Annotated in this window: 18 protein-coding genes; 13 read left to right on the top strand and 5 right to left on the bottom strand. The window is 73.8% G+C overall.

Annotated features, from left to right (window positions below):
• The first annotated feature begins 38 nt into the window (after positions 1-38).
• Genes C6376_RS07300 through C6376_RS07285 form a run of 4 tightly spaced genes read left to right on the top strand, consistent with a single transcriptional unit; the run spans position 39 to position 4,571 of the window.
• On the top strand, positions 39-1,307 hold the full coding sequence (locus tag C6376_RS07300) for a beta-ketoacyl synthase (RefSeq protein WP_107442671.1): 1,269 nt from the start codon (positions 39-41) through the stop codon (positions 1,305-1,307).
• Positions 1,304-2,521 (top strand): ketosynthase chain-length factor, encoded by a 1,218-nt coding sequence (locus tag C6376_RS07295; RefSeq protein ID WP_107442670.1) that lies wholly within the window; start codon positions 1,304-1,306, stop codon positions 2,519-2,521. The genes C6376_RS07300 and C6376_RS07295 overlap by 4 nt, the downstream gene beginning before the upstream one ends.
• Before the next feature lie 53 nt (positions 2,522-2,574).
• Positions 2,575-4,197: an acyl-CoA carboxylase subunit beta gene (locus C6376_RS07290; RefSeq protein WP_107442669.1), complete on the top strand. Its 1,623-nt coding sequence runs from the start codon at positions 2,575-2,577 to the stop codon at positions 4,195-4,197.
• Positions 4,198-4,199: 2 nt separating this feature from the next.
• Positions 4,200-4,571, top strand: a complete 372-nt coding sequence (locus C6376_RS07285; RefSeq protein ID WP_107442668.1) for an acyl-CoA carboxylase epsilon subunit — start codon at positions 4,200-4,202, stop codon at positions 4,569-4,571.
• A gap of 152 nt (positions 4,572-4,723) precedes the next feature.
• Here C6376_RS07285 and C6376_RS07280 read toward each other — a convergent pair whose 3' ends face one another.
• The gene (locus C6376_RS07280; protein ID WP_216825577.1) at positions 4,724-5,641 is read right to left on the bottom strand and encodes an MBL fold metallo-hydrolase; all 918 of its coding nucleotides are present in this window, start codon (positions 5,639-5,641) and stop codon (positions 4,724-4,726) included.
• Positions 5,642-5,836: 195 nt separating this feature from the next.
• On the opposite strand from C6376_RS07280, the gene C6376_RS07275 reads away from it, so the two are divergent.
• Together C6376_RS07275 and rfbA are read left to right on the top strand one after the other, a co-directional pair.
• The gene (locus C6376_RS07275) at positions 5,837-6,277 is read left to right on the top strand and encodes a nuclear transport factor 2 family protein (RefSeq protein WP_254075859.1); all 441 of its coding nucleotides are present in this window, start codon (positions 5,837-5,839) and stop codon (positions 6,275-6,277) included.
• A 14-nt stretch (positions 6,278-6,291) separates the two neighbouring features.
• Positions 6,292-7,206, top strand: coding sequence for a glucose-1-phosphate thymidylyltransferase RfbA (gene rfbA, locus C6376_RS07270; protein WP_107442665.1), 915 nt, complete (start codon positions 6,292-6,294; stop codon positions 7,204-7,206).
• Between the two features lie 324 nt (positions 7,207-7,530).
• On the opposite strand, the gene C6376_RS07265 is transcribed toward rfbA, so the two are convergent.
• The gene (locus C6376_RS07265; RefSeq protein WP_254075858.1) at positions 7,531-8,517 is read right to left on the bottom strand and encodes a ketoacyl-ACP synthase III family protein; all 987 of its coding nucleotides are present in this window, start codon (positions 8,515-8,517) and stop codon (positions 7,531-7,533) included.
• A 207-nt stretch (positions 8,518-8,724) separates the two neighbouring features.
• Between C6376_RS07265 and C6376_RS07260 the strand changes: the two genes are divergently transcribed.
• From C6376_RS07260 to C6376_RS07240, 5 genes are read left to right on the top strand one after another with little or no spacing between them, the layout of a single operon-like run.
• On the top strand, positions 8,725-9,735 hold the full coding sequence (locus tag C6376_RS07260; RefSeq protein WP_107442663.1) for an acyltransferase domain-containing protein: 1,011 nt from the start codon (positions 8,725-8,727) through the stop codon (positions 9,733-9,735).
• A 19-nt stretch (positions 9,736-9,754) separates the two neighbouring features.
• Entirely contained in the window at positions 9,755-11,848 is a 2,094-nt protein-coding gene (locus tag C6376_RS07255) for a beta-ketoacyl synthase N-terminal-like domain-containing protein (RefSeq protein WP_159083161.1), read from the top strand.
• Positions 11,845-18,015, top strand: a complete 6,171-nt coding sequence (locus C6376_RS07250; protein WP_107442661.1) for a type I polyketide synthase — start codon at positions 11,845-11,847, stop codon at positions 18,013-18,015. The genes C6376_RS07255 and C6376_RS07250 overlap by 4 nt, the downstream gene beginning before the upstream one ends.
• Positions 18,016-18,035: 20 nt before the next feature.
• A complete protein-coding gene (locus C6376_RS07245) occupies positions 18,036-19,040 on the top strand; it encodes an aromatase/cyclase (RefSeq protein WP_254075857.1) in 1,005 nt (334 codons plus the stop codon).
• Positions 19,041-19,050: 10 nt separating this feature from the next.
• The gene (locus C6376_RS07240; RefSeq protein WP_216825576.1) at positions 19,051-20,325 is read left to right on the top strand and encodes an acyl-CoA dehydrogenase family protein; all 1,275 of its coding nucleotides are present in this window, start codon (positions 19,051-19,053) and stop codon (positions 20,323-20,325) included.
• Positions 20,326-20,614: 289 nt separating this feature from the next.
• Here the strand turns inward: C6376_RS07240 and C6376_RS07235 are convergent, their stop codons facing one another.
• Positions 20,615-22,036, bottom strand: a complete 1,422-nt coding sequence (locus C6376_RS07235; protein WP_107442659.1) for an alpha/beta fold hydrolase — start codon at positions 22,034-22,036, stop codon at positions 20,615-20,617.
• Positions 22,037-22,321: 285 nt separating this feature from the next.
• Between C6376_RS07235 and C6376_RS07230 the strand changes: the two genes are divergently transcribed.
• Complete coding sequence (locus C6376_RS07230) at positions 22,322-22,645, top strand: 2Fe-2S iron-sulfur cluster-binding protein (protein ID WP_107442658.1); 324 nt, start codon at positions 22,322-22,324, stop codon at positions 22,643-22,645.
• 43 nt (positions 22,646-22,688) lie between these two features.
• Here C6376_RS07230 and C6376_RS07225 read toward each other — a convergent pair whose 3' ends face one another.
• Positions 22,689-23,525 (bottom strand): NAD(P)H-binding protein, encoded by an 837-nt coding sequence (locus C6376_RS07225; RefSeq protein WP_107442657.1) that lies wholly within the window; start codon positions 23,523-23,525, stop codon positions 22,689-22,691.
• 209 nt (positions 23,526-23,734) lie between these two features.
• Between C6376_RS07225 and C6376_RS07220 the strand changes: the two genes are divergently transcribed.
• Positions 23,735-24,691, top strand: coding sequence for a YafY family protein (locus C6376_RS07220; protein ID WP_107442656.1), 957 nt, complete (start codon positions 23,735-23,737; stop codon positions 24,689-24,691).
• 73 nt (positions 24,692-24,764) lie between these two features.
• Here C6376_RS07220 and C6376_RS07215 read toward each other — a convergent pair whose 3' ends face one another.
• Positions 24,765-25,724, bottom strand: a complete 960-nt coding sequence (locus tag C6376_RS07215) for a D-2-hydroxyacid dehydrogenase family protein (protein WP_107442655.1) — start codon at positions 25,722-25,724, stop codon at positions 24,765-24,767.
• Between the last annotated feature and the right edge of the window lie 103 nt (positions 25,725-25,827).

Raw genomic sequence — 25,827 nt, 5'->3', positions numbered from 1 at the left:
TCGTACAAACCAACCTGCATTGATCCAGGAGGCCATCGGTGTCCCGTCGCGCTGTGATCACCGGGCTCGGCGTCATTTCGCCAGGTGCCATAGGTGTCAAGGAATATTGGAGCCTACTTGCCGAGGGCAGGACGGCGACCAGGGCGATCTCCCACTTCGATCCCTCGGCCTTCCGTTCCCGCATCGCGGGCGAGGTCGACTTCCACCCGCTGAAGTCGGGGCTCACCCCGCAGGACGTGCGCCGCCTCGACCGGGCCGCGCAGTTCGCCGTGGTCGCGGGCCGGGAAGCCGTCGCGGACGCGGGCCTGCAGTTCGACGTCATGGACCCCACCCGGGTCGGCGTCGCCCTCGGCTCCGCCGTCGGCTGCACCACCAGTCTGGAGCGGGAGTTCACCATCGGCAGTGACGGCGGCCGGCTCTGGGAGGTCGACCAGGGCTACACCGTCCCCCATCTGTACGACTACGTGAACCCCAGCTCGATGGCGGCCGAACTCGCCACGCAGACCGGCGCGGAGGGACCGGTCACCCTGGTCTCCACCGGCTGCACCTCCGGCATCGACTCGGTGGGCTACGCGGCCCGCCTGATCGAGGAGGGCAGCGCCGACGTCGTCGTCAGCGGCGGCACGGAGGCCCCGCTGTCGCCGATCACGGTGGTCTGCTTCGACGTGCTCCGCGCGAGCTCCACCCGCAACGACGACCCCGAGCACGCCTGCCGCCCCTTCGACAAGACCCGCGACGGTCTGGTGCTGGCCGAGGGCTGCGCGATCGTCGTCGTCGAGGAGCTCGAGCACGCACGGGCCCGTGGCGCGCAGATCTACGGCGAGATCGCCGGGTACGCCTCGCGCTGCAACGCGTACCACATGACCGGTCTCGAGTCCGAGGGCAAGGACATGGCCTCGGCGATCGAGGTGGCGATGGACGAGGCGCGGATCCTGCCCCCCTACATCGACTACATCAACGCGCACGGCTCGGGCACCAAGCAGAACGACCTGCACGAGACGGGCGCCTTCAAGCGCAGCCTCGGCGAGGATGCCTTCACCACGCCGATCAGCGGCTTCAAGTCGATGATCGGTCACTCGCTGGGCGCGATCGGCTCGCTGGAGATCGCCGGCTGCCTGCTCGCCATGCGCGAGGGACTGATCCCGCCGACGGCCAACCTCAACGAACCCGACCCGCTGTGCGACCTGGACTACGTGCCCAACGTGGCCCGCGAGAAGCGGCTCAACACCGTGCTGACCGTCGGCAGCGGCTTCGGCGGCTTCCAGAGCGCGATGATCCTGCGAAACGTACGAGGAGCGAAGCGATGACCAGGCGAGCAGTGGTGACCGGAATCGGCATCGCGGCGCCCAACGGGCTGGGTCCGACGTCGTACTGGCGGGCGCTGATGGCCGGCCAGTCCGGCATCCGCCGGGTGACCAAGTTCGACATCTCGAAGTACCGCTGCAAACTCGGCGGCGAGATACCCGACTTCGTGCCCGACCGGCATCTGCAGGACCGCATCCTGCCGCAGTCCGACCACATCACCCGGCTGTCGCTGGTGGCCACCGACTGGGCGCTGCGCCAGGCGGGGGTGCGGGGCGGCGACGTCCCCACCGACGAGATGGGCGTGGTCACCGCGGCCTCCGGCGGCGGCTACGAGTTCGGCCAGCGCGAACTGGCCAAGCTGCACCACCAGGGCCCGGAGTACGTCAGCGCCTACCAGTCGTTCGCGTGGTTCTACGCGGTCAACACGGGCCAGATATCCATTCGCCACAAGATGCACGGGCCCGGCGCCGTGGTGATCAGCGAGCAGGCCGGCGGGATCGACGCGATCGGCCACGCCCGGCGGCAGCTGCGGGACGGCGCCAACCTCATGCTCACCGGGGGCATCGACAGCACGCTCTGCCCGTGGGCGTGGGTCGCCCACCAGGCCACCGGCCGGATCAGCCGCAGCTCCGACCCGCAGCGGGCCTATCTGCCCTTCGACGAGCGCGCCGGCGGTTACGTCCCCGGCGAGGGCGGCGCGATCATGGTGCTGGAGACGCCGGAGAGCGCGAAGAAACGGATCGGCACCACCGTCTTCGGCGAGATCGCCGGGTACGCCTCCACCTTCGACCCGGGCACCCCCGGCCGCCCGCCGGGCCTGCAGCGGGCCATCGAGATGGCGCTGGGCGACGCCGGCATGGACGCCTCGGACATCGACGTCGTCTTCGCCGACGCGGTGGGCGAGGCCGAACTGGACCAGGTGGAGGCGGAGGCCCTCAAGGAGGTCTTCGGGCCCCACGGTGTCCCGGTCGCCGCGCCCAAGACCATGACCGGACGGCTGTTCGCCGGCGGAGCCTCCCTGGACGTCGCCACGGCGCTGCTGTCGATGTTCTGGAGTGCCATCCCGCCCGCCGTCGGCGTCCGGGAGGCCGTGCCCGAGTACGAGATGGACCTCGTGGTCGGCGAGCCGCGGCAGGGCCCGATCCGGTCGGCGCTGATCGTCGCCCGCGGGCACGGCGGCTTCAACTCGGCGATGGTGGTGCGCCAGCTCCGCTGAGCGGCAGCAGCAGTCCGTCATCGTCATCGCCATGTCGCAACGAAAGGGCATTCATGCTGACGTCAGTCGCCGAGTCGTCCGGGAACGCGATACTCCCGGACGACCTCGAGGAGGCCGTCCAACGCAACGACCTGCGGACCCGCACCGAGGAGCTCGCCCGGCTCAAGGCGGTCATCCGCGAGGGACCGAGCGTCGAGGCGACCGCAGCCCAGCGCGCCAAGGGCAAACTCACCGTCAGGGAGCGCATCGAGCTGCTCTTCGACGAGGGGACGTTCGTCGAGATCGAGGCGTTCCGCAAGCACCGGGCGACCGCCTTCGGACTGGCGAACAAGCGCCCCCACACCGACGGGGTCGTGGTGGGCTGGGGACTGGTCCACGGACAGAAGGTCTTCGCCTACGCGCACGACTTCCGGATGTTCGGAGGCGCCCTGGGCGAGGCGCACGCCGCGAAGATCCACAAGCTGATGGACATGGCCCTCGCCGCCGGCGCCCCGCTGGTCAGCCTGTGCGACGGGGCGGGGGCCCGGATCCAGGAGGGCGTCACGGCGCTCGCCGGCTACGGCGGGATCTTCCGCCGCAACGCCCAGGCGTCCGGCGTCATCCCGCAGATCAGCGTGATCCTCGGACCGTGCGCGGGAGGGGCCGCCTACTCGCCCGCGCTGACCGACTTCGTGTTCATGGTCCGGGACGTGGCCCAGATGTTCATCACCGGCCCGGACGTGGTCCAGGCCGTCACCGGCGAGCACATCAGCATGAACGGCCTCGGCGGGGCGGACGTCCACGCCGGCGTCTCCGGCGTCTCCTCGTTCGTCTACGACGACGAGTACACCTGCATCGCCGACGTCCGGTACCTGCTGTCGCTGCTGCCCGCCAACAACCGGGCGCTGCCCCCGGTCGTCTCCTGCACGGACCCGGTGGACCGCAGGAACGACGCCCTGCTCGACCTCGTCCCGTCGTCGGCGAACCAGGCCTACGACATCCTGAAGGTGATCGAGGAGATCGTCGACGACGGCGAGTATTTCGAGGTGCAGCCGAACTGGGCGGGCAACATCGTCTGCGCGCTGGCCCGGATGGGCGGCCGGCTGGTCGGCGTGGTCGCCAACCAGCCCATGGTCTCGGCCGGCACCCTGGACATCGACGCGTCCGACAAGGGGGCGCGCTTCGTCCAGATGTGCGACTCGTTCAACATTCCGCTGGTCACCCTGGTCGACGTGCCCGGCTTCCTGCCGGGCCGTGAGCAGGAACACCAGGGGATCATCCGGCACGGCGCGAAGCTGCTCTACGCCTACTGCGTGGCCACCGTCCCCCGCATCCAGCTGATCCTGCGCAAGGCGTACGGCGGCGCCTGGATCGTGATGGACTCGCGGTCCATCGGGACCGACCTGTCCCTGGCCTGGCCCACCAACGAGATCGCCGTGATGGGCGCCGAGGGCGCGGCGAACGTCATCTTCCGCCGGGAGATCGCGGCGTCGGGCGATCCGCAGGAGACCCGGGAGCAGTGCATCCGGTCCTACCGCGAGGAGCTGATGCACCCCTACTACGCGGCCGAGCACGGGCTGGTCGACGACATCATCGACCCCGCGCACACCCGGGAGACCCTCGTCCGGGCGCTGGAGATGCTGGAGGGCAAACGTGCCTCCCTGGCTCCGCGCAAACACGGCAACCCCCCGATGTAGCCATGACCGCGGACCCGTTGTTCACGATTCGCTCCGGACGGCCGACCGAGCAGGAGATCGCCGCCCTCACCGTCGCGCTGCTGACCCGCCTGCACCGGTCCGCCGCGGATCCGTCCGCGGTGGCCGACTGGGCGCAGCGCCTCACCCCCGACGTGCCGGCCGTGGCCGGCCTGGCGGACTGGCCCGGCCCGGACCGGCCGGCGACGACCGTGTGGGGGCGCCGGCCGGGCGCGGAGGCCCGGCCGGCCGGGAGCGGCTGGGGGGACCCGTCCGGTGCGGACGCGCCGCCCGCGACCGGCTGGGGAAGCCGGTCCGGACCGGAGCCGCCCGGGACGGAGCCCCCCGGTGCCGTCGGCTGGCCGGAACTGCCCTGACGTCCGGTCCTGCCGTGACGTCCGGTCCTCCTGGAGGCCGGGTCCTGCCCAGAGGGCGGGGCCCGGCCTCTTTCCGGCGAAGGGGGTGTGACGCGCAGCGCGTCACACCCCCTTCGCGTGCCGGCCGGCCCTTCGTGGCCGCCGGCCCGCCCTCAGGCGCGGCACACCGGGAGGCCCCCGTGGAACTGCGTCATCTCCCCGAAGGCCGTCGCCACGTCGATCGGCGCGCCCGGCACCGCTCCGGCGAGCTCGGCGTAGGCGCGGTGCAGGTTGCCGACGATGCGCTCGGCGTCGAGGAAGGCCGCCCACGCACCCAGTTCGGTGGTCCGGGCCGTCTCCAGCGCCGAGCGTCCGGCCCGCAGCCCCGACCGGGCGACCTCCAGCAGCCAGTTCAGGTAGGCGGCGGTCTCGTCCAGCAACTCGGCGCCGCCGACCGGCCCGTGACCGGGCACCACCGTCTGAGCGCCGAGCGCGCGCAGCCGGCCGATCGCCTCCAGCGACCCCGTGACCGAGCCCATCAGGCAGAACGGGGTGCTCCCGGACCACACGACGTCCCCGGTGAACAGGACGCCCTCGTCGGGCAGCCACACCACCGTGTCGCCGGTGGTGTGGGCCGTCCCGGGATGCAGCAGCGCGATGCGCCGGCCGCCCGAGTGGACGGCGGCCTCGTCGCCGCGGTAGGTCACGTCGGGCCCGAGGACCGGCGTCTCCCCCCACTCCACGTCCGGCCACAGCCCGCGCAGCCCCGGGCCCGCGGCCATCTGGTCGCGGGCGCAGTTCTCGTGGGCGATGATCGTCGCCCGCGGCTTGAAGTAGGAGTTGCCGAACGTGTGGTCGCCGTGGAAGTGCGTGTTGACGAGGAAGTCCGGCCCGGCCGGCGCCAGCGCGCCCACCGCCTCGGCCAGCACGCGGGTACGGCGCTCGGTGGCGGCCGTGTCGACCAGCACCGCGCACTCCCCGTCGAGGATCAGTCCCGCGTTGTTCAGGCACCACCCTCCGTCGGGCTGAATCCAGGCGTAGACCGACGGGGCCACCTCGCGCATTTCCGACCGGACCTGTTGCAACGTCATACCGACTCCAATTCCGGGTGCGGGCGCGCGTGAAGAAAATGCCGCGGCAATGTGCCGGAAAGGGTGGCCCGAACGGCATGAGCCTCACTGGAACACCCGGTGGGGGAATTCCGGTGCAGCGGTAGTCCAGCCGGTTTCGAGCCCGCCGGAGAACGCTTCCGGAGAAGGAAACCCATGCCCGAGGAGGAGCACACCGTGGCTACGCAGACCGCTGAGCGGCAGAAGGTGACGGCCGAGGAGCACGTGGAGATCCTCGGGTTCTACGCCCGACAGTGCCGCCTGATGGACGCCCTGAAGATCGAGGAGTTCGCCGACACCTTCACCGAGGACGGCGTCATCGACCACGCGCACCGCGGTGAACGCCTCGCCGGCCGTGCGGCGATGGTCGCGGCGATGCGGGCCGCCCTCCCGCGGTACCGGTCGGTCGTGCCCCGGCACTGGTTCGACCACTACCTCGTGGAGAAGACCGCGCAGGGCTGGCGGGTGGACTACGTCTGCCTGGTCACCCGGACCGACGCCGCCGGGAAGGTGGACTTCGAGCCGACCTTCACCGTGGTGGACGAACTGGTGCGCACCGAGGCCGGCGAGATCCGGACCCGGGAGCGCGTCATCGACCAGGACCGTCCGGCCGCCTGAGGCCGGGGCCCACGATGAAGGGGATAGTCCTCGCCGGAGGCACGGGGACCCGGCTGCATCCGATCACACTGGCCGTGTCGAAACAACTCCTCCCCGTCAGTGACAAACCGATGATCTACTACCCGCTGTCGGTGCTCATGCTGGCCGACATCCGGGAGATCCTCGTCATCACCACACCCACCGACATGCCGTACTTCCAGCGGCTCCTCGGCGACGGCTCGCGGCTGGGCATCTCGCTCAGCTACGCCGCGCAGGAGAGCCCGGGCGGCCTGGCGCAGGCGTTCACCATCGGGGCCGACTTCATCGGCGCCGACCCGGTGGCCCTGGTGCTGGGCGACAACATCTTCCACGGCTCGGGATTCCGGGAGCTGCTGCGCCGCAACGCCCGCGACGTGGACGGCTGCGTCCTCTTCGGCTACCCGGTGCCGGACCCCGAGCGGTACGGGGTCGGGGTGACCGACGCCGAGGGGCGGCTCGTCTCGCTCGAGGAGAAGCCGGCCGAACCCAAGTCCGACCGGGCGATCACCGGCCTGTACTTCTACGACAACGACGTCGTGGACGTGGCCAAGAACCTCACCCCGTCGCCGCGCGGCGAACTGGAGATCACCGACGTCAACCGGTGGTACCTGGAACGCGGCAAGGCCAAGCTCATCGAACTCGGCCGGGGTTTCGCCTGGCTCGACACGGGCACCGCCGAGTCGCTGCTGAAGGCCGGCATCTACGTGCAGGCCATGGAGGAGCGCATGGGGGTGCGCATCGCCTGCCTGGAGGAGGTCGCCCTGCAGATGGGCTTCATCGACGCCGACACGTGCCGGAGACTGGGCGAGGGGATGAAGTCGCCGTACGGCAGGTACGTGACGGAGGTCGCGGCCGAGGCCGCCGGCGTGGGGTACCGCCGCCGGCTCGTCGGCGCACCGCGCGGGGCCTGACGGCGGCGCGTCCGCCCGGAACGGGCCCACCGCGAGCGCGGAGTGCGACGGTTCTCCGGAACCCGTCGCGCTCCGCGCACCGCGTTATCGTCCCCGGCGTTCCGGTCCCCGGCGTTCCGGTCCCCGGCGTTGCGAGCCTCGGCGACCCGGGCCGCCCGGCCTGCGGGGCGCGGGGGCGCGGGGCACGGCGACGGGGGTTTCGCGGCTCGGGGGCGGGCCGCCCGGGGACGGGCACGGCACGGCAGGCCACGGCACTGCAGAAGGGTCCGGCGGATCACGTCGCGGCACCGGGGTGCCTGCGCGACGTGATCCGCCGGACGCCTTTCAGGCCGCGGACAGGATCTCCAGGACGGCCACCGTCCACGCGAAGCCGCCACCCGCGCTGACCAGGGCGCCGGTCTGGCCCGGACGCAGGGCGCCGGTCCGGGTGAGGTGGGCGAGACCGGCGAACATGTCGCCCGCGCCGAGGTGGCCGACTCCCGATCCCCAGGGCCAGGTGGTCCGCTCCGGGTCGAGGTCCAGCGCCGAGAAGAACTGGAAGTCCATCTTGGCGCGGCCGAGGTGCGGCAGCACCGTCCAGTCGAGGTCCTCCTGCTTGACGTCCGCCTCCCGCAGGGCCTGTTCGAAGGCCGTCCGCTGGCCGGTGTGCAGCCGGTCGATCAGCTCCGACATGCCCATCTCCTTGACCAGACGGGCACGGGGCTCCTCCACGCTGACCGGGGTCCGGGTCTCCAGCGGCGTCGCGGCGAAGGGATCGTCGCCCCGCCCCATTTTCTCCAGGGTCGGGTCGGACACCGTCACCAGACTGCGCAGCAGCGCGAACCCGTCCTCGGTGGACAGCACGACGGCGGTGCCGCCGTCCCCGAGCACGGTCCCCGGGTCGGTGGTCCACCGGTCGATCCCCGGCAGGCAGAACCGGTCGCCGGTGGTCACGAGAGCGCTGTGCCGGCGGGCGTCCGCGCGCAGGTAGGCCACCGCCAGTTCGAAGGCGGCCATCCCGCCGTTGGACAGCTGCTCGACGGCCAGCGACAGGCAGGTGTTGCCGACGGCCTCGCGCTGCACGTACGAGGCGGGCGCCCACAGGTCGTAGCCCTGGAAGTAGCTGCTGGCGTGCAGGACCAGGTCGATGTCCTGGGGTCCCGCGTCCGCGTGGCGCAGCGCCTCCCGCGCGGCCCGCACCGCCATCTGCGGCCCGGCCTCCGTGCCGACGCACACCGACCGCATACGCGTGCGCCGCACGGTCCATTCGTCGGTCAGCCCCTGCCGGACCGCCTCCTCGGCCGGCATGGCCGGCGGCAGATGAAGTCCCACCCCGGAAACGAATACCTCTTCAGCTGGCACGACCATTCCCTCCGCCCGACGGCATTCGGCCGTCGAGTCTGCACGGCACAGCTCGGGGGCGGCTCAAAGCCGGGCGGAGCCGTATTCCGTCCGCGGCTCTCGATCGAGGCTCAGGCGAACGTCGAATCCACGGGCCCATATTGCGGCAGCGGGAAAGGCAGGAAAGGAAGGTACCGGATGCCCCTCACAGCGCAACAGCCGAATCCACCGGTCGCACTCGTTTTCCCCGGCCAGGGTGCGCAGTACCCGCGGATGGCCGCGGGCCTGTACGGGCACGACTCGACCTTCACCTACTGGATGGACGAGGCGTTCCGGCTCCTGGCGCCGGACGGCCCGCGGCTGCGCCGCGAATGGCTCGCCGAGGCGCCGTCGGCGGAGTACGACGACGTGACGGTCGCCCAGCCGCTGCTCTACGCGGTGAACCACGCCCTCGGGCGGATGGTGCTCGGCTGGGGCGTGCGCCCGGCGGCGATCATCGGGCACAGCGTCGGCGAGGTCGCCGCGGCGACCCTGGCCGGGATCCTCGGCTTCGAGGACGGCGTACGCCTGATGCGCGACCGGGTCGAGCACTTCGCCGACACCCCGCCCGGCGGGATGCTGGCCGTCGCGGCCTCCCCCGACGACGTCGCCGACCTGCTCGGCGAGGGCGTGCACCTGGCCGCCGTGAACGCCGCCCGGCAGCTCCTCCTCGCCGGGGAGCGCGAGCCGCTGGCCCGGGCCGCCCGCGCGCTGGACGAACGGGGCGTCATCTGCCGCCCGGTGCAGGCCAGACAGGCCTTCCACAGCCCCGCGGTCGACGACGCCGTCCGCGCGACCCTGCCCGGGTTCCGCGCGGTGCCGCTGTGCCGGCCGGCCTTCCCCTTCTACTCCGCCTACACGCCGGGCCGACTCGCCGACCAGCAGGCGCTGGACCCCGACTTCTGGGCCTGGCAGGCGGCCCGGACCGTGTACTTCGCCCCGGCGCTCACCGCCCTGCTCGCCGCGCACGACTGCCTGCTGCTGGAGGCCGGTCCGGGCGACGGCCTCAGCCGGCTGGCCCGCCGCCAGCCCCGGGTGATCGCCGGGCACAGCTCCGTGCAGGCGCTGGTGCCGGGCGGCGGCCGCGACGACCGCGAGGCCGTGGACGAGGTACGGCGCCGGCTCACCCTCGTCGCCGCCGGAGACCGCCATGACCGACCTGGCCACTGACAGAGCCGACGGGACCGACATGACTGAGCTGACCGACACCACCGGTGCGTCCGGGGAACCCGTGGCCGTGGTGGGCATGGCCTGCCGCTTCCCCGGTGCCGACGACCTTCAGGGCTTCTGGCGGCTGCTCCGCCGGGGCGGCGACGCCATCGGCCCGGGCACCGGGCTGCGCGAGGGCCGCCGCCCCGGCGGATACCTGCGCGACGTCGAACTCTTCGACGCGGAGCTGTTCGGGATCTCCCCGCACGAGGCCGCCCTGATGGACCCGCAGCAGCGGCTGCTGCTCGAACTGTGCTGGCACGCCCTGGAGGACGCGCGCATGGCGCCCACGGGCGGCGGGGCGACCGGCGTCTTCGTCGGGTCCTGCTCGGACGACTACGCGCTGATGAGCCGGATGTCCGCGGTGGTGGACGCCTACTCGATGACCGGCACGGCACGGACCTTCCTGGCCAACCGGCTGTCCTACTTCTTCAGGTTCACCGGCCCCAGCGCGGTCGTCGACACCGGCCAGTCCTCCTCGCTGGCCGCCCTCGACCAGGCGCTGGGCAGTCTGCGCCGCGGGGAGTGCGCCAGCGCGGTGGTCGCCGGCGTCCAGCTCAACCTCACCCCGACGGGCGACCGGCTCATCGAGGAGCTCGGGGCGATGTCGCCGACCGGCCGCTGCCACACCTTCGACCGCAGCGCCGACGGGATCGTGCGGGGCGAGGGCGCCGGCGTGCTGGTGCTCAAGCCCCTCGAGGCGGCCCTCGCCGCCGGGGACCGGGTGTACTGCACGGTGCTGGCCGCGGCCGTCAACAACGACGGCGGCGGCGCGAGCCTGACGACACCCACCCAGACCGCCCAGCAGAGCGTGCTGGCCGAGGCCTACCGCAGGGCGGGCGTCGACCCGGCCGAGGTCGCGTACGTGGAGCTGCACGGCACCGGCACCAAGGCCGGCGACCCGGTGGAGGCGCGGGCCCTCGGCGGCGTCCTCGGCCGGGGACGGCCCGCGGACCGGCCGCTGCTGGTCGGCTCCGTGAAGACCAACATCGGGCATCTGGAGGGCGCGGCCGGTATCGCCGGGCTGATCAAGACCGCGGCGAGCCTCTTCCACCGCGAGCTCCCGCCGACCCTCAACCACCGGCGGCCCAACCCCGACATCGACCTCGACGGACTGCGGCTGCGCGTCAGCACTCGGCGGCGCGCCTGGCAGCCCGACGAGGGGCCGCTGGTCTGCGGCGTCTCGTCGTTCGGCCTCGGCGGCACCAACGCCCACGCCGTGCTCGGCGAGGCGCCCCGGCGCCAGGACGCCGTGCCGGTACCCGTACCGGGGCCGGATGAGCCCGGGGCGGCGGCCGACGAGCCGGTGCCCGTGCTGCTCTCCGGGCACACCGACGCGGCGCTGCGCGCCCAGGCGGCCCTGCTGGCCGACCGGCTGGACGGCCGCGACGACGTGGACCTGCGCGACCTCGGCCTCGCCTCGGCGACGACCCGGGCGGCGCTGCCCGTACGCGCCGCCGTCGTCGCCGTCGCGTGCCCGGCCCTCGTCGCCGGGCTCCGGGAGCTCGCCGACGGGACCCACGGGGACGGAACCCGTGAGGACGGGACGACCGTCCTCACGGGCCGGCCGGGCGCCCAGCCGCAGGAGCCGAGCACACGGCCGCCGGACCGGCAGGCCCTCGGGGACGCTCCCGGCACGGCCGCCACGGCGGCGGCCGCCGCGTTCGTGCTGGGCAAGCCGGTCGACTGGCTCGCGGTCTACGGCCCGCAGGCCCGCCCGGCGGACCTCCCGCTGTACGCCTTCCAGCGGCGCCCGTACTGGCTGGACACGACGACGGCCGCGGGCGGCCCGGCAGCCGAGGAGGCCGCGCCGCAGTGGTCCGGCGACCCGCTGGACCTGGTCCTCGACCTCACCGTGGAGATCCTCGGCCGCGCGCCGGGCGCGGACCTCGACCTGGACGCCACCTTCACCGACCTCGGTCTGGACTCCCGCATGGCCGTCGCGCTGCGCACCTCCGTCGCCAGGGCCACCGGCCGCGTCCTGCCGACGACCCTGCTGTTCGACCACCCCACTCCGGCGGCGCTCATCGAGGCGCTCCGGTCGGACGACACGAAAGGTCACGAGTTTCGATGACTCCCCAGACCGGACCACTGGACGGTGACCAGGAAGCCGTCGCCGTCGTGGCCATGGGCTGCCGCTACCCGGGCGGTGTGCGCACGCCCGCCGACCTGTGGCAGCTGGTCGCGGACGGCCGCGACGCCACCTCCTCCTTCCCCACCGACCGCGGCTGGCGTGCGGCGGATCTCGCCGACGGCCGCTCCACCACCACCCGCGGCGGCTTCCTGGACGACGCCGACCGCTTCGACGCCAAGTTCTTCGGCATCTCGCCCCGCGAGGCGGAGGGCATGGACCCCCAGCAGCGGATCCTGCTGGAGACGGCCTGGGAGACCTTCGAGCGCGCCGGGCTGAGCCGGGACGCCCTCACGGGCAGCAACACCGGTGTGTTCGTCGGGGCGATGGCCCAGGAGTACGGGCCGCGCCTGTACGAGGACAACCAGGGCGCCGGCGGCTACCGCATCACCGGCAGCTCGACCAGCGTCGCCTCCGGACGCATCGCCTACTACTTCGGGCTGCGCGGCCCCGCCCTCACGGTGGACACCGCGTGCTCGTCCTCGCTGGTCGCCGTCCATCTGGCGGTGCGGTCGCTGCGCGACGGCGAGTGCGATCTGGCGCTGGCCGGCGGTGTCGCGGTGATGTCGACGCCCGGCATGTTCGTCGACTTCACCCGGCAGGGCGGACTCTCGCCCGACGGCCGCTGCCGCCCCTTCTCCGACGACGCCGACGGCACCGCCTGGGCGGAGGGCGCCGGACTGCTGCTGCTGGAGCGCCTCTCCGACGCCCGCGCGCGCGGCCACCGCGTCCTCGCCGTGGTCCGCGGCACCGCCACCAACTCCGACGGCGCGAGCAACGGTCTCACCGCGCCCAACCGGGCGGCCCAGGAGGACGTCATCCGGCAGGCACTGAGCCAGGCCGGACTGGACCCGCACGACGTCGACGCGGTCGAGGCCCACGGCACCGGCACCGAACTCGGCGACCCCATCGAGGCGCGGGCGCTGTCCGCCGTCTACGGCCGGGGCCGCGACGCGCAACGTCCGCTCTGGATCGGCTCGTTGAAGGCGAACCTGGGGCACGCCCAGGCCGCGGCGGGCGTCGGCGGGGTGATCAAGACGGTGCAGGCGCTGCGGGCCGGCGTCCTGCCCGCCACGCCGAACGTCTCCCGGCCCACCCACCACATCGACTGGGAGCACAGCGGTCTCGCCCTGCTGACCCGGGCCCGCCCGTGGGAGCGGGGGGACGGGCCCCGGCGGGCCGGGGTGTCCTCGTTCGGGATCAGCGGCACCAACGTCCACCTGGTCATCGAGGAGGCCGAGCCCGAGCCCGAGCCCGCGCGGCAACCCGCCGGCGACGCGACGGCGCCGCTGCTGTGGTCGGTCTCCGCCCCGCACGCCGACTCGCTGCGCGCCCAGGCCAGGGCTCTCGCCGACCACGTCGGCCGCACCCCGCAGGACGCGCCCGAGGACGTCGCGCACACGCTGCGCGGCCGCAGCGCGTTCCGGCAGCGAGGCGTCGTGATCGCCGACAACCGCGCGGACCTGCTGACCGGACTGGAGGCGCTGGCCTCCGACGCCCCCCTGCCGGCCGTGCCGGGGCGCTACCGGTCGCCCACCGTGCTGCGCACCGAGTCCTACCGCGACCTCGCCGGACCGGTGTTCGTCTTCCCCGGCCAGGGGTCCCAGTGGCTCGGGATGGGTCTCGCGCTGATGGAGGAGTCGGCGGTCTTCCGCGCGAGCATGGAGGCCTGCGCGGAGGAACTGGCCCCGCTGTGCGGCTGGCGGCTGACCGACACGCTGCGCGGCGAAGGACTGGAACGGGTCGACGTCGTCCAGCCCGCGCTGTTCTCGATGATGGTGTCGCTGGCCGCGCTGTGGAAGTCGGCCGGGGTACGGCCCGCCGCGGTCGTCGGCCACTCCCAGGGCGAGATCGCCGCCGCCCATGTGGCCGGTGCGCTCAGCCTCGCCGACGCCTGCCGGGTGGTGGCCCTGCGCAGCCAGGCCCTGGCGCAGCTCGCGCCCCCCGGCGGCATGGCGTCCGTCCTGCTCGGCGCCGAGGAGACCGAGCGGCTCCTCAACAGCGTGGACGGCGTGAGCGTCGCGGCGGTCAACTCGGCGACCTCGACCGTGGTCGCCGGGGACGTCGCCGGCCTCACCGACCTGCTGGCGCGCTGCGAACGGCAGGGCGTCGACGCCCGGCGCATCGAGGTCGACTACGCGTCGCACACCGAGGCGATGGAGGCGCTGGAGGAACGCCTCCTCACCGACCTCGCCGGGATCTCGCCGCGCTCCTCCGACGTCAGGCTCCACTCGACGCTGACCGGCGCGGTCATCGACACCGCGGACATGGACGCGGCGTACTGGTACGACAACCTGAGCAACACCGTGCGGTTCGAGCCGGTGCTGCGGGGACTGGTGGAGCGACGGCACCGCACCTTCGTCGAGTGCAGCCCGCACCCCGTGCTGACCTTCGGCGTCCAGGAGGTCCTGGACGCGGCCGGGGTGACGGGCGCCGTGCTCGGCACCCTGCGCCGGGACAGCGGCGGCGCGGCACAGTTCCTGGCGTCGGCCGCGGCCCTCCCCGACTCCGTGGGACCGGTGGACCTCGCCGCGCTGCAGCCGGCCGGCCGTCAGATCGACCTGCCGTCCTACCGGTTCGACCGCACCCGGTTCTGGGCGACGGCCCCGTCGGCCGCGGCCGGCGACGACGGCGGCGCGTTCACCGCGGCGCCGACCGAGCTGCCCTCCGGGCAGACCGTCGTCACCGCGACCGTCGACCGCGAGCGTTACCCGTGGCTGGCCGACCATGTGGTCCGGGGCGCCGCGCTGGTGCCGGCGACCGTGTTCCTGTCGCTGCTCGGCGAGGTCGGCGAGCGGATCGGCCGGCCCGTCGTGGCCGACCTCACCCTGGGCGTGCCGCTGCCGCTGCCCGAACAGGTGGCCGCGGACCTGAGGATCGTCCTCGACCCCGAGGACGCCGCCGGTCGCAGGGCCCTGAGCGTGCACGCACGTCAGGCCGACGGCGGCTGGGTGCGGCACGCCTCCGGCGCGCTCGCCGGCCGCGACCGGGCGCCGGCCGAGCCCGCCCGCTGGTCCACCGAGGACGCCTCCCCGGTCGACGTCGCCGACGCCTACCCGCTGCTCGCCGAACGCGGCTACCACTACGGTCCGGCGTTCGCCGGACTGCGCGCCCTGTGGACGCGCGGCGCGGAGATCCTCGCCGAGGTGGCGCTGCCCGACCTGGAGCCGGGCGCCTTCGCCACCGCCCACCCGGCGCTGCTCGACGCGGCCCTGCACCCGGCCGTGCTCCGGGCGGACGCGGGACTGCTGGTGCCGTTCGCCTGGCGCGACGCCGACCTGACGCCCACCGACGCCCGGACCCTGCGCGTGCACGCGCGGCCGGACGGCGACGACCTGTCGCTGACCTTCTTCGACGGCGAGGACCGGCTCGTCGGTTCGGTGCGCTCGCTGACGCTGCGGCCGCTGCCCGCCGAGGACCGGGGCGTCAGCCTCGAACCGGCGTGGGAGCGGATGCGCGGCACGGACGCGTCCGGCACCCACGCGTCCGGCCCCGACGCGTGGGTGACGGTCGGCGCGGGCGGCCTGTGGGACCGCCCGGACTTCCCCGACCTGGAGTCGGTCATGCTCCCGGCGCCGGCGGTCGTCGTCGCCCCGCTCGGCTCCGCCCCCGGCACGGACGGCGACCCGGCGCACGCCGAGCGGCTGACCCTGGCCGCCGCCGACCTCGTGCAGAGCTGGCGCGCCGGCTCGCAGTTCACGGCCTCGCGGCTCGCCGTGGTCACCCGGGGGGCGCTCGCCGTCACCGACCGCGAACCCGTCCGCGACCTGGCCGCCTCGGCCGTCACCGGACTGGTGCGCTCGGCACAGACCGAGCACCCGGACACCTTCCTGCTGATCGACGTCGACGACGACCCGGCGTCCCTGGCGGCCCTGCCGCAGGCCCTCGCCTGCGGTGAGCCCGAGGTGGCCCTGCGGGCCGGACGGCTGTACCGGCCGCGGCTGCGGATCGCCCGCGAGAGCGGACTGCGGCCCCCGGCCGGAAGCCGCGCCTGGCGGCTCGACGTCACCGTGAAGGGCACCCTCGACGACCTCGCGCTCGTCGAACACCCGGAGGCGGAAGCCAAGTTGGGCCCCCGGCAGGTGCGCGTCGAGGTGCGCGCGGCCGGGCTGAACTTCCGGGACGTCACGGTCGGCCTCGGCCTTGTCGCCACCGAGAAGACCATGGGCAGCGAAGGCGCGGGCGTGATCACCGAGGTCGGCGCCGAGGTGACCCGCCTCGCGGCCGGAGACCGGGTGTTCGGCATGTTCGAGCGCTCGCTGGGACCGGTGGCCGTCGCCGACGAACGCATGGTCAAGCCGCTCCCGGACGGCTGGAGCTTCGCCCAGGCGGCCGGCGTGCCCATCGTGTTCATCACCGCCTACCAGTGCCTCGTCGACGTGGCCGGCACCCGGCCTGGCGACCGGGTGCTGATCCACACCGCGACCGGTGGCGTCGGACTCGCGGCGATCCAGCTCGCCCGGCACCTGGGCGCCGACGTGTTCGCCACCGCCCGCGCCGACAAGCAGCCCACGCTGCGCGCCTGGGGTGTCCCCGACGACCACATCGCCTCCTCCCGCACGCTCGACTTCGCCGACGCCTTCCGGTCGGCCACCGGCGGCCGGGGCGTGGACGTCGTGCTGAACTCGCTGTCCGGCAAGGCCCTCGACCGCTCCCTCGGCCTGCTCGCGCCGGGCGGCCGGTTCGCCGAGATGGGCAAGACCGATCTGCGCGACGTGGCCGCCACCGAGGCCGAGCACCCCGGAATCACCTACCGGGCGTACAACATCCTGGGTGTCGGGCCGGACCGGATCAGCGAGGTCCTGGAGGAGCTCGTCGCCCTGTTCGAGGCGGGCGCCCTGCGCCATCTGCCGGTGCGCACCTGGGACGTGCGGGACGGCCGGGTCCCGCTGCGGATGCTCAGCCGGGCCCGCCACCAGGGCAAACTCGTGCTGACCACCCCGCGCTCCTACGACCCGCTGCGCCCGACGCTGATCACCGGCGGCACCGGCGGTCTCGGCGCCGAACTGGCCCGGCACCTGGTCGCCGAGCGGGGTGCCCGGCATCTGGTGCTGGTGAGCCGCAGCGGCCCGGCCGCCGAGGGCGCGGCGGAACTGAGCGCGCAACTGACCGCGTCCGGCGCCGAGGTGTCCCTCGTGGCCTGCGACGTCGCCGACGGCGACGCCGTCGCGAAGGTCGTCGCCGAGTACCGGCCCGGCAGTGTCTTCCACACCGCCGGAGTGCTGCGCGACGGGGTGCTCACCGGGCTCACGCCGGTCCAGCTCCGGGCGGTGCTGCGGCCCAAGGTCGCCGGGGCCTGGCATCTGCACCGGCTCACCGAGCACCTGGACCTGTCGGCGTTCGTGCTGTTCTCGTCGGTGGCGGGGGTGCTCGGCAACCCGGGCCAGGCGAACTACGCGGCCGCCAACACCTATCTCGACGCCCTCGCGCAGTACCGCCGGGCACGCGGGCTGGAGGCGACGTCTCTCGCCTGGGGCCTGTGGCGGCAGCCCACCGGGATGACCGGCCATCTGACCGAGGCCGACACCGCCGCGCTGGCCCGCATCGGGATCGCCCCGCTGGACAGCGGGGACGGGATGCGGCTCCTCTTCGAGAACCTGGCCTCGCCCGCTCCGGTCCGGGTGCCGCTGCGGCTCGCCCCGGAGCAGCTGCGGCCCGGAAGCCGTGCGGCCCGCCTGCTCGAGGGGCTGGTGGACCTGCCCCGGAACGGCGCGGCCCCGGCGCCCGCCGCCCCGGCGCCCGTGCCCACGTCCACGTCCACGGCCGCAGCAGTGCCGGTCCGGGCCACGGCGCCGGCCACCGCCCCGGCCCCCGTCGCGACACCGTCCGCGGCACCCGCCCCCGCACCCGCGGCGGCAGCGCCTTCGGCGGGCGGTGACCTCATGCAGCTGGTGCGCACGCACACCGCCGAGGTGCTGGGCTACCTCGAACCGTCCGCGGTCGGCGCCGAGGACTCCTTCAAGGAACTCGGCTTCGACTCCCTGCTCAGTGTCGACCTGCGCAACAGGCTCACCGCCGCGACCGGGCTCCGGCTCCCCGCCGGCGCCGTACTGGAACACCCGACGCCGCGGGCACTTGTCAACTTCATCTCAGGACTGGAGGGCGCGTGATGGCACGCGACGCCGCAACCGTGACCACCGAAGTCAGCACCGAAGCCGCCACCGACGTCACCGTCCACGGCACCGCCGAGGTCACCGTCGACGGCACCACCGAAGTGACCCACCGCATCGAGGTGTCGGCCCCGGCGAGCGCGGTCTACCGGATCGTCGCCGAGGTCGGCCTGTGGCCGCTGTACTTCCCGCCCACCGTGCGGGCCGAGCGCACCGGCGGCGACGGGACGGACGAACGCATCCGGATCTGGGCCCTCGCCAACGGCGAACTGCGCACCTGGGAGTCGCGCCGCCGGCTGGACCCGGCCGGGCTCCGGATCGAGTTCGCGCAAGTCGAGCCGCGCGAACCGGTCGCGGCGATGGGCGGGACCTGGCGCATCACCGAGCGGCCCGACGGCGGCTGCACGGTGGAACTCGACCACTTCTACCGGGCCGTCGACGGCGATCCGGTGGCCCACGAGCGCATCAGCCGTGCCGTCGACACCAACAGCCGCTCGGAGCTGGAGCACCTGCGGCGGGCCGCCGAACGCGGGGACGCCGAGCGGGAGCTGCTGTTCGACTTCGCCGACACCGAGACCATCACCGGCTCGATCGAGGAGGCGTACGCCTTCATCTACGAGGCGTCCCGGTGGCCGGAGCGCCTTCCCCACGTGGCACGGCTCGAACTCCGCGAGGAGGAGCCCGGACTGCAGTTCATGGAGATGGACACCCGCTCCCCGGACGGCTCGCTGCACACCACGGCGTCCGGACGGGTCTGCGAGCCGCTGCGGCGGATCACCTACAAGCAGACGATCCTGCCGCCGGTGCTCCACGCCCACAACGGGGAGTGGCGGTTCGAGGAGGGGCCCGCAGGCACCGTGAAGGTCACCTCGCACCACCAGGTCCTCCTCGACCCGGCGGGCATCGACGCGCTGCCCGACCCGCCCAAGACGCTGGCGGACGCCCGGCAGGCGGTGCGGCACGCGCTGGGCTCGAACAGCCGCGCCACCATGGCCAAGGCCCGCGCGTTCGTCCAGGCCGGGTGAGGGGGACCCCATGACCACCGAGACGACGGAGCCCACGGGGACGATCGAGACCACCGGGACGACGACGGGCAGGGCGGCCGCGACGGGTCCGACGGGCACCGGCGAGACGGGCGCAGGCGGCCCGGCCGGTACGGCGGAGGTGCTGAAGCGGGTCCGGGAGTTCGTCCGCGCGGAACTGCTCTCCAAGGGCGAGTACTTCGACGGACTGCCCGAGCAGCCCACCGCCGAGTCGGCCCGGCTGCACGCCGCCGGGCTGGCCAACTGGTGGATCCCGGCCGCGTACGGCGGCGCCGGGGCGTCCCTCGCCGACAGCGTGGACATCGTCTCCGAACTGGCCTACGGCGACGCCGGCTTCGCGTTCGGCTCCTTCCTGCCGGTGCTCGGCACGGTGATGCTCCAGCTGCACGGCGACGAGGAGGTGGCCCGTCCCGTCCTGGAGCGTCTCGTCCGGGACGGCGGGCGGCTGGGCATCCTCGGCAGCGAGGAGGACGCGGGCAGCGAACTCAACCGCACCGCCACCACCTTCCGCCGCGACGGCGACGACCTGGTCCTCGACGGGGAGAAGTACTTCTCCACCAACTCCGACCCGGCCGACACCCTGCTCGTGCTCGCCCGGTCCGCCGACGACGACGGCGACTACGCCGTCGTCGCGGTGCCCCGCGCCACGCCCGGGGTGGAGATCGTCAAGCGCTGGGACATGCTCGGCGTCCGCGGCTCGGGCACCTACCGGGTCCGGCTGCGCGACTGCCGGGTGCCCGCGGCGGGCCGGCTGCGCGGCAACGGGCTGCGCCTGCTGGAGATCGGGCTCAACGCCAGCCGCATCCTCATCGCCGCCACCGCGATCGGCGTCGCCCGCAGGATCCGGGACCTGTCCATGGAGTACGCGGCAAAGAAGCGGATCAAGGGCGCTCCGCTGCGCGAGAACGCCGTGTTCGCCGCCAAGCTCGGCCAGATGGAAATGACCATCGACGTGATGCGCAACCAGTGCCGGGCGGCGGCGGCCGAGTTCGACCGGTTCCTGGCGGCGGAGAACCCGGCCGCGGCCCTGTACCGGGTGGGCACCCTGCGCTCGGCGCTGGCCGCCAAGCTGTACTGCGGCCAGGCCGGCTGGGAGGTGGCGACGACCGGCTCGGAGATGTTCGGCGGGCTCGGCTACACCCACGACCATCCGATCGGGAAACTGGTGCGCGACCTGCGCTACGTCTCCATCGTGGAGGGCGGCGACGACGTGATGCGCGAGCTGCTCTACGCCCGGTACGTCGTCCCGGCGGGCAAACGCCGCTGACGGGACGGCACACCACGGCGAAGGGGAGGGGCCGGTCGGCGGGCCCCTCCCCTTCGCTTCGCGCCGGACGCTCCCGGAGGATTCAGCAGACCCCCCGGGGGGATTCAGGCGTCCGCCGGCTTCAGGAGTCCCCAGGCTTGCGGCAGTCGGCCGGATTCACGAGCCCCTGGGGAGGGCCGGCTCGCCCCCGCGGGAGGGGCCGGAGTCCCACCGAGGGGTCGGGCGCCCGGGAGGGCTCGGAGTCCCCCGGGGGTTCGTGTGCCCCGGGGGTTCAGGCATCCGCGGGGGATCAGGCGTCCTCGGGAACCGGCGGCGCCTGGCGCACGCCGGGCACGGTCACCCGGGCCGGCGGCAGCACACCGTCCACCAAGTACCCCTCCACATAGGCCTCGAGGCGGGGATTGCCGCCGCTCAGTACATAGACCTCGTGCTCGCCGGAGTCCTCCACCAGGATCAGGTGATGGCCGAGGCGTTCGGCGAGGGCCTCGCCGCCCTCCCGGTGGTCCATCGGGTCGCCGTCGGCCTGCACGACCAGGCCCGCCGGATAGCCGTCCCGGGCGAGCACGGTGGGCGGCTCGGGCGACCGGAAGGTGCGGAACGCGCCGACCCAGGGGGCCGCCCGCAGCACACCGTGCCCGTAGGGGTAGCGCTCCCGGCAGGTGCGCATGTCCGCGTAGTAGGTCTCCAGGTCGGTCGGCCACTCCGTCTCCAGCGTCACCGCCTCGAGGACGCTCTGCTTCCACTGCTCGCTGGCCCGCGCACCCCAGCCGCCCGTGGCGTGTTCGGCCAGCAGCGCCGCCGTCCGCTCGTCCGCGCCCTCGGCGAGCGCGTCCCGCAGCGCCCCGACCAGCAGCCCCAGCCGCTCCCACGCCGAACGGTCGGTGGCCAGACCGCCCACGATGCCGTCGAACGACGTCCGCACGGATGCCCCGAGCCGGCTCTCCAGCTGCGCGGCGACGCCCTCCACCGCGGCCACGGTCAGCGACGCCGTCGTGCCGAGGGCGAAGTGGTTGTCGCGCCGCGCGGTCCACCCCGCCCAGCGGTCCACGTTCTCGCGGACCGCCCGCGCCTGGGCCAGGAACTGCTCACGCCAGGTCCAGCCGGGATGCACGCAGGAGTCGAGCACGCTGCGGTCCAGGCACTCGGGGAACATCGTCCCGTAGACGGCGCCGACGTAACTGCCGTACGCGTAGCCGAGGAAGTTCAGCTTCTCCTCGCCGAGCGCGACCCGGATGACGTCCATGTCGCGGGCGAGGTTGCGGGTGTTGACGTGCGGGCGCAGGTCGCCGCCGGCCCGCAGGCACCCCTGCTCGCGCTCGCGCATGTCGGCGGCCATCGCCTCGAACGCCGAGTCCGGCGGCCGTGAGTCGAAGGGCGCGGTGGTGGGGGTGACCTCGATGCGCAGCGGCGTCGAGGCGCCGGTGCCGCGCGGGTCGAAGCCGATCAGGTCGTACACCTCCGCCAGGGGGGTGCCGGCCAGCCGGGCGGGCATGCCGGTGCCGAGGCCGCCGTCACCGCCGGGCCCACCGGTCACCCCGATCAGGACACCCCGGCGGCGTGCGGGATCCGTGGCGGGCAGCCGGCTGACGGCGAGGGTGATCTGCGCGCCGCCGGGATCGGCGTGGTCGAGCGGGACCTCGAGCGTCGCGTACTCCAGGCGTTCGCCTGGTCCTGCGGCCGTCCACGTGAGTCGCTCGCCGGTCTTCGGCATGGGTGCCTCCTGTGCGCCATGAGTGCCGTACGTACCGGCCAGCCTTCAGCGTGTCTCTCGAACCGACCTGGAGTGCCGGGCGCACCGACCTGGAGCACGGGGCGCACCGGCCTGGAGCGCGGGCGCGGCGGCGCCCCGGAGGCCGCGTTCGATCGAGCCCCCAGCGACTCCCCAGGGCAGCGGGGCACGGTGGGCGGCGAGAGCACCGCAGGCATCCGTGGAACGTACGCCGGCGCGGCTCCGCGGCACGTGCGCGGACGCGCGAACGCAGGGAGGACACGACGCATGGCCAGGATCACCTACCGGAGTCCGGACGGAACCCCGACGACCCTCGACGTCCCCGAGGGGAACTCCGTGATGCGGGGGGCGGTCGTGGGCGGCGTCGACGGCATCGTCGGCGAGTGCGGCGGCGGCGCCATGTGCGCGACCTGCCACGTCTACGTCGACCGCGGCAGCCCGGTCACGCTGCCGGCCGTGTCCGACATCGAGGACGAGCTGCTGTACACGACGGCCTGCCCGCGCCGGGAGAACAGCCGGCTCAGCTGCCAGCTGCCGGTCACCGACGCGATCGACGGTCTGGTGGTGGACGTCCCGGAGCGGCAGGTGTGACACGGGCCGCCCCGGGGTCCGGCCGCCCCGGGATCCGGCCGAGTCAGAACGCGGCGGCGTGCTCGGACACCCAGTCGCGGTAGCTGCGGGGGGCCCGGCCGGTGATCTTCTCGACATCGGCCGTGACCAGGGCGGGCCGGCCGGCCGAGTCGGCCCACACCTTGAGGATGTCGTCGAGGACCGGCCCGGGGACGTGCGCGCTCATCGCCTCGCGGACGGTCTCGGCGGGCAACTCCTGGTAGGTGACGGGGCGGCCGAGCACCTCGCCGATGATCTGGGCCTGGTCGGCGTGGGTCAGCGACTGCGGGCCGGTCAGCCGGTGGATCTCTCCGGCATGACCGTCCTCGGTGAGCGCGGCCACGGCCACGGCGGCGATGTCGGCCTCGTGGATCGGCGCGGCGGTGGCCTCGGCGTAGGCGCCGCGGACCACGTCGCCGCCGCCCTTGGTCTGCCCCGCCCACATCAGCGTGTTGGCGGCGAACACGTCGGGCCGCAGGAAGGTCCATTCCAGGGTGGAGCCGCGCAGCGCCCGCTCGATCTCCGCGTGATAGGCGGCGATCGGGCCGTCCTGTTCCTCCGACTCGTCGTCCACCGAGCCGGAGGACAGCAGCACCACCCGGCGTACGCCGGCGGCCTCGGCGGCGGCGACGAAGCCCGGTCCGCAGCCGGGGGCGGCGAACAGGAACACCGCCTCGACCCCCTCCAGGGCGGTGGCGAGCGACGCCGGGTCGGCCAGGTCGAGCGCGACGGTCGGCACCCCGGCGGGCCAGGTCGCCCGCTCCGGGGCGCGCGACGCGGCCCGCACCTCGCGGCCCTGTGCGAGCAGCATCTCCAGTGCGCGACGGCCGACGTTCCCGGTGGCTCCGGTGACGAGGATCATGACGTTCTCCCTTGCTGTGCCGGTGGTTCTGCTTGCCTGTGGTTCTGCTTGCCTGTGGTTCTGCGTGCCGTGGTGGTTCCGTGCGGCGGTGGTTCAGTGCCGCGGTGCCGCGGGCCGTTCCCTCGCGGGCCGGCAAGAAAGACACTAGGAAGCCCCGAGGACAGGTTCTGTCCTCGACCGGGTGCGATCGATGAGGAGTTTTCCGCCAGATGCTCGAGACCTCGGCCCGATTACTGCGGCTGCTCTCCCTGCTGCAGTCCCGTCCCGACTGGCCGGGCCCGGAACTGGCCGAGCGGCTGGGCGTGACGACGCGCACCGTGCGCCGGGACGCGGACCGGCTGCGCGAGCTGGGCTACCCGGTGCGTTCCCTGGCCGGCCCCGGCGGCGGTTACCAGCTCGGCGTCGGCGCGGCGCTGCCGCCGCTGCTGCTGGACGACGACGAGGCCGTCGCGGTGACCGTAGGACTGCGGGCCGCGGCGTCCGGCTCGGTGGCGGGCTTCGAGGAGACCTCGCTCAGGGCACTGGCCAAGCTCGAACAGGTGCTGCCCTCACGGCTGAAGCACCGGGTGGCGGCGATGCAGTCGGCGATCCTGCCGCTGACGGCGTCCGGCCCGGCCGTGGACGCGAACCTGCTGGCGGTGCTGGCCGCCGCCTGCCGGGGACACGAGAGCGTGCGCTTCGGCTACCAGGGCAGGACGCGCCGCGTCGAGCCGTACCGGCTGGTCCACACCGGCCGCCGCTGGTACCTGCTGGCCTTCGACCTGGAGCGCGACGACTGGCGCACGTTCCGTCTCGACCGCGTCGACGCCGCCCCGCAGTCCGGGCCCCGGTTCACCCCGCGGCCGGGCCCCGCCGAGGACCTGAACGCCTACCTCACCGACAAGCTGTCCTCGGCCCCCTACCGCTGCCGGGCGACCATCCTCTTCCACTGCCCGGTGGAAGCCCTCGCCGAGCACACCTCCCCCACCGCCGGTCGTCTGGAGCGGTACGACGACCGCTCCTGTCTGTTCCACACGGGCGCCGCGACCCTGGACGAGATCGCGTTGCACATCGCCCTCAAGGGCGTCGACTTCGAGGTCCTCGACCCGCCGGAGCTGGGCGACCACCTCCGCGCCCTGGCCGCCCGCCTCACCCGCGCCGCCGACCGCACCCCGCCACCCCCGTGAGCCCGCCCCCGCCGGCCGCCCGGAACCCGCGCGGCCGTCGCCCCGGCAGCCGTGTGCGCCCCGCCCCGGGCGGCTACCCCAGCACCCGTACCGGTGACCCCGCCAGGTACGCGCGGATGTCCTCCGCCGCCTGTCCGTAGTAGCGCTCGTAGTTGGCCCGGGACACGTACCCGAGATGGGGAGTGGCCAGCAGACGGGGAGCCGTCCGCATCGGATGGCCGACGGGGAGCGGCTCGACGTCGTAGACGTCCACCCCCGCTCCCGCGATGCGCCCCTCCCGCAGTGCCGTCAGCAGCGCCTCCTGGTCGACGATCGCCGCGCGCGAGGTGTTCACCAGGTAGGCCGTCGGCTTGAGCAGCGCGAGTTCGGCGGGGCCGAGCAGCCCCCGGGTGCGCTCGCCCAGCGCGAGGTGGACCGACACGAAGTCGCTCTCGGACAGCAGTTCCTCCTTGGAGGCGGCCGGACGCACGCCGACCTCCCGCGCCCGTTCCTCCGTCAGGTTCTGGCTCCAGGCGCTCACCTCCATGCCGAAGGCGAGGCCCACCCGGGCCACCAGGCCGCCGATCTTCCCCAGTCCCAGCAGTCCGAGCCGCCGCCCGTGCAGGTCCGCGCCCACCGTCGACTGCCAGGGCCCGCCCTCGCGCAGGGCGGTGCTCTCCTGCACCAGTCCGCGCGCGAGACCGAGCAGCAGCGCCCAGGTCAGCTCGACCGGCGGGGTCGACGAGCTCTCGGTGCCGCAGACGGTCACCCCGTTCGCCCTCGCCGCCGGGAAGTCGATCACCGAGTTGCGCATGCCGGAGGCGATCAGCAGCCGCAGCCGGGGGAGCCGGTCCAGCAACGACGCGGGGAAGGCGACGCGTTCGCGCAGGGTGACCACGCAGTCGAAGCCGGCCAGTGCCGCGGCGAGTTCGTCCTCGTCGCCGAAGTGCTCGGTGAAGGGGACGATCTCTACCTCCTCGCCGGGCACGGACCAGTCGGCGGCGGTTCTCGCGGCGTTCTGGAAGTCGTCGAGTACGGCACAGCGGAAGGGCACGGCGTCTCCTCCGGAGGGGCAGGCCCACGGGGCCGCCCGCGGTCAGGTCCGTCCGAGACTACGGCGGACCCGCGAGCACCCCGGCACCCGCCCTGGGCCGTCT

The sequence above is a fragment of the Streptomyces sp. P3 genome, assembly GCF_003032475.1.
GTDB lineage: Bacteria > Actinomycetota > Actinomycetes > Streptomycetales > Streptomycetaceae > Streptomyces.
Note: the sequence above shows the minus strand (reverse complement) of the source record. Positions and strands in the feature narration are given on the sequence as shown.

Coding starts and splice junctions, on each gene's coding strand:
- C6376_RS07295 (WP_107442670.1), top strand. CDS start 1,304: ATGACCAGGCGAGCAGTGGTGACCGGAATCGGCATCGCGGCGCCCAAC.
- C6376_RS07290 (WP_107442669.1), top strand. CDS start 2,575: ATGCTGACGTCAGTCGCCGAGTCGTCCGGGAACGCGATACTCCCGGAC.
- C6376_RS07285 (WP_107442668.1), top strand. CDS start 4,200: ATGACCGCGGACCCGTTGTTCACGATTCGCTCCGGACGGCCGACCGAG.
- C6376_RS07280 (WP_216825577.1), bottom strand. CDS start 5,641: ATGACGTTGCAACAGGTCCGGTCGGAAATGCGCGAGGTGGCCCCGTCG.
- rfbA (WP_107442665.1), top strand. CDS start 6,292: ATGAAGGGGATAGTCCTCGCCGGAGGCACGGGGACCCGGCTGCATCCG.
- C6376_RS07260 (WP_107442663.1), top strand. CDS start 8,725: ATGCCCCTCACAGCGCAACAGCCGAATCCACCGGTCGCACTCGTTTTC.
- C6376_RS07255 (WP_159083161.1), top strand. CDS start 9,755: ATGACTGAGCTGACCGACACCACCGGTGCGTCCGGGGAACCCGTGGCC.
- C6376_RS07250 (WP_107442661.1), top strand. CDS start 11,845: ATGACTCCCCAGACCGGACCACTGGACGGTGACCAGGAAGCCGTCGCC.
- C6376_RS07240 (WP_216825576.1), top strand. CDS start 19,051: ATGACCACCGAGACGACGGAGCCCACGGGGACGATCGAGACCACCGGG.
- C6376_RS07235 (WP_107442659.1), bottom strand. CDS start 22,036: ATGCCGAAGACCGGCGAGCGACTCACGTGGACGGCCGCAGGACCAGGC.
- C6376_RS07230 (WP_107442658.1), top strand. CDS start 22,322: ATGGCCAGGATCACCTACCGGAGTCCGGACGGAACCCCGACGACCCTC.
- C6376_RS07225 (WP_107442657.1), bottom strand. CDS start 23,525: ATGATCCTCGTCACCGGAGCCACCGGGAACGTCGGCCGTCGCGCACTG.
- C6376_RS07220 (WP_107442656.1), top strand. CDS start 23,735: ATGCTCGAGACCTCGGCCCGATTACTGCGGCTGCTCTCCCTGCTGCAG.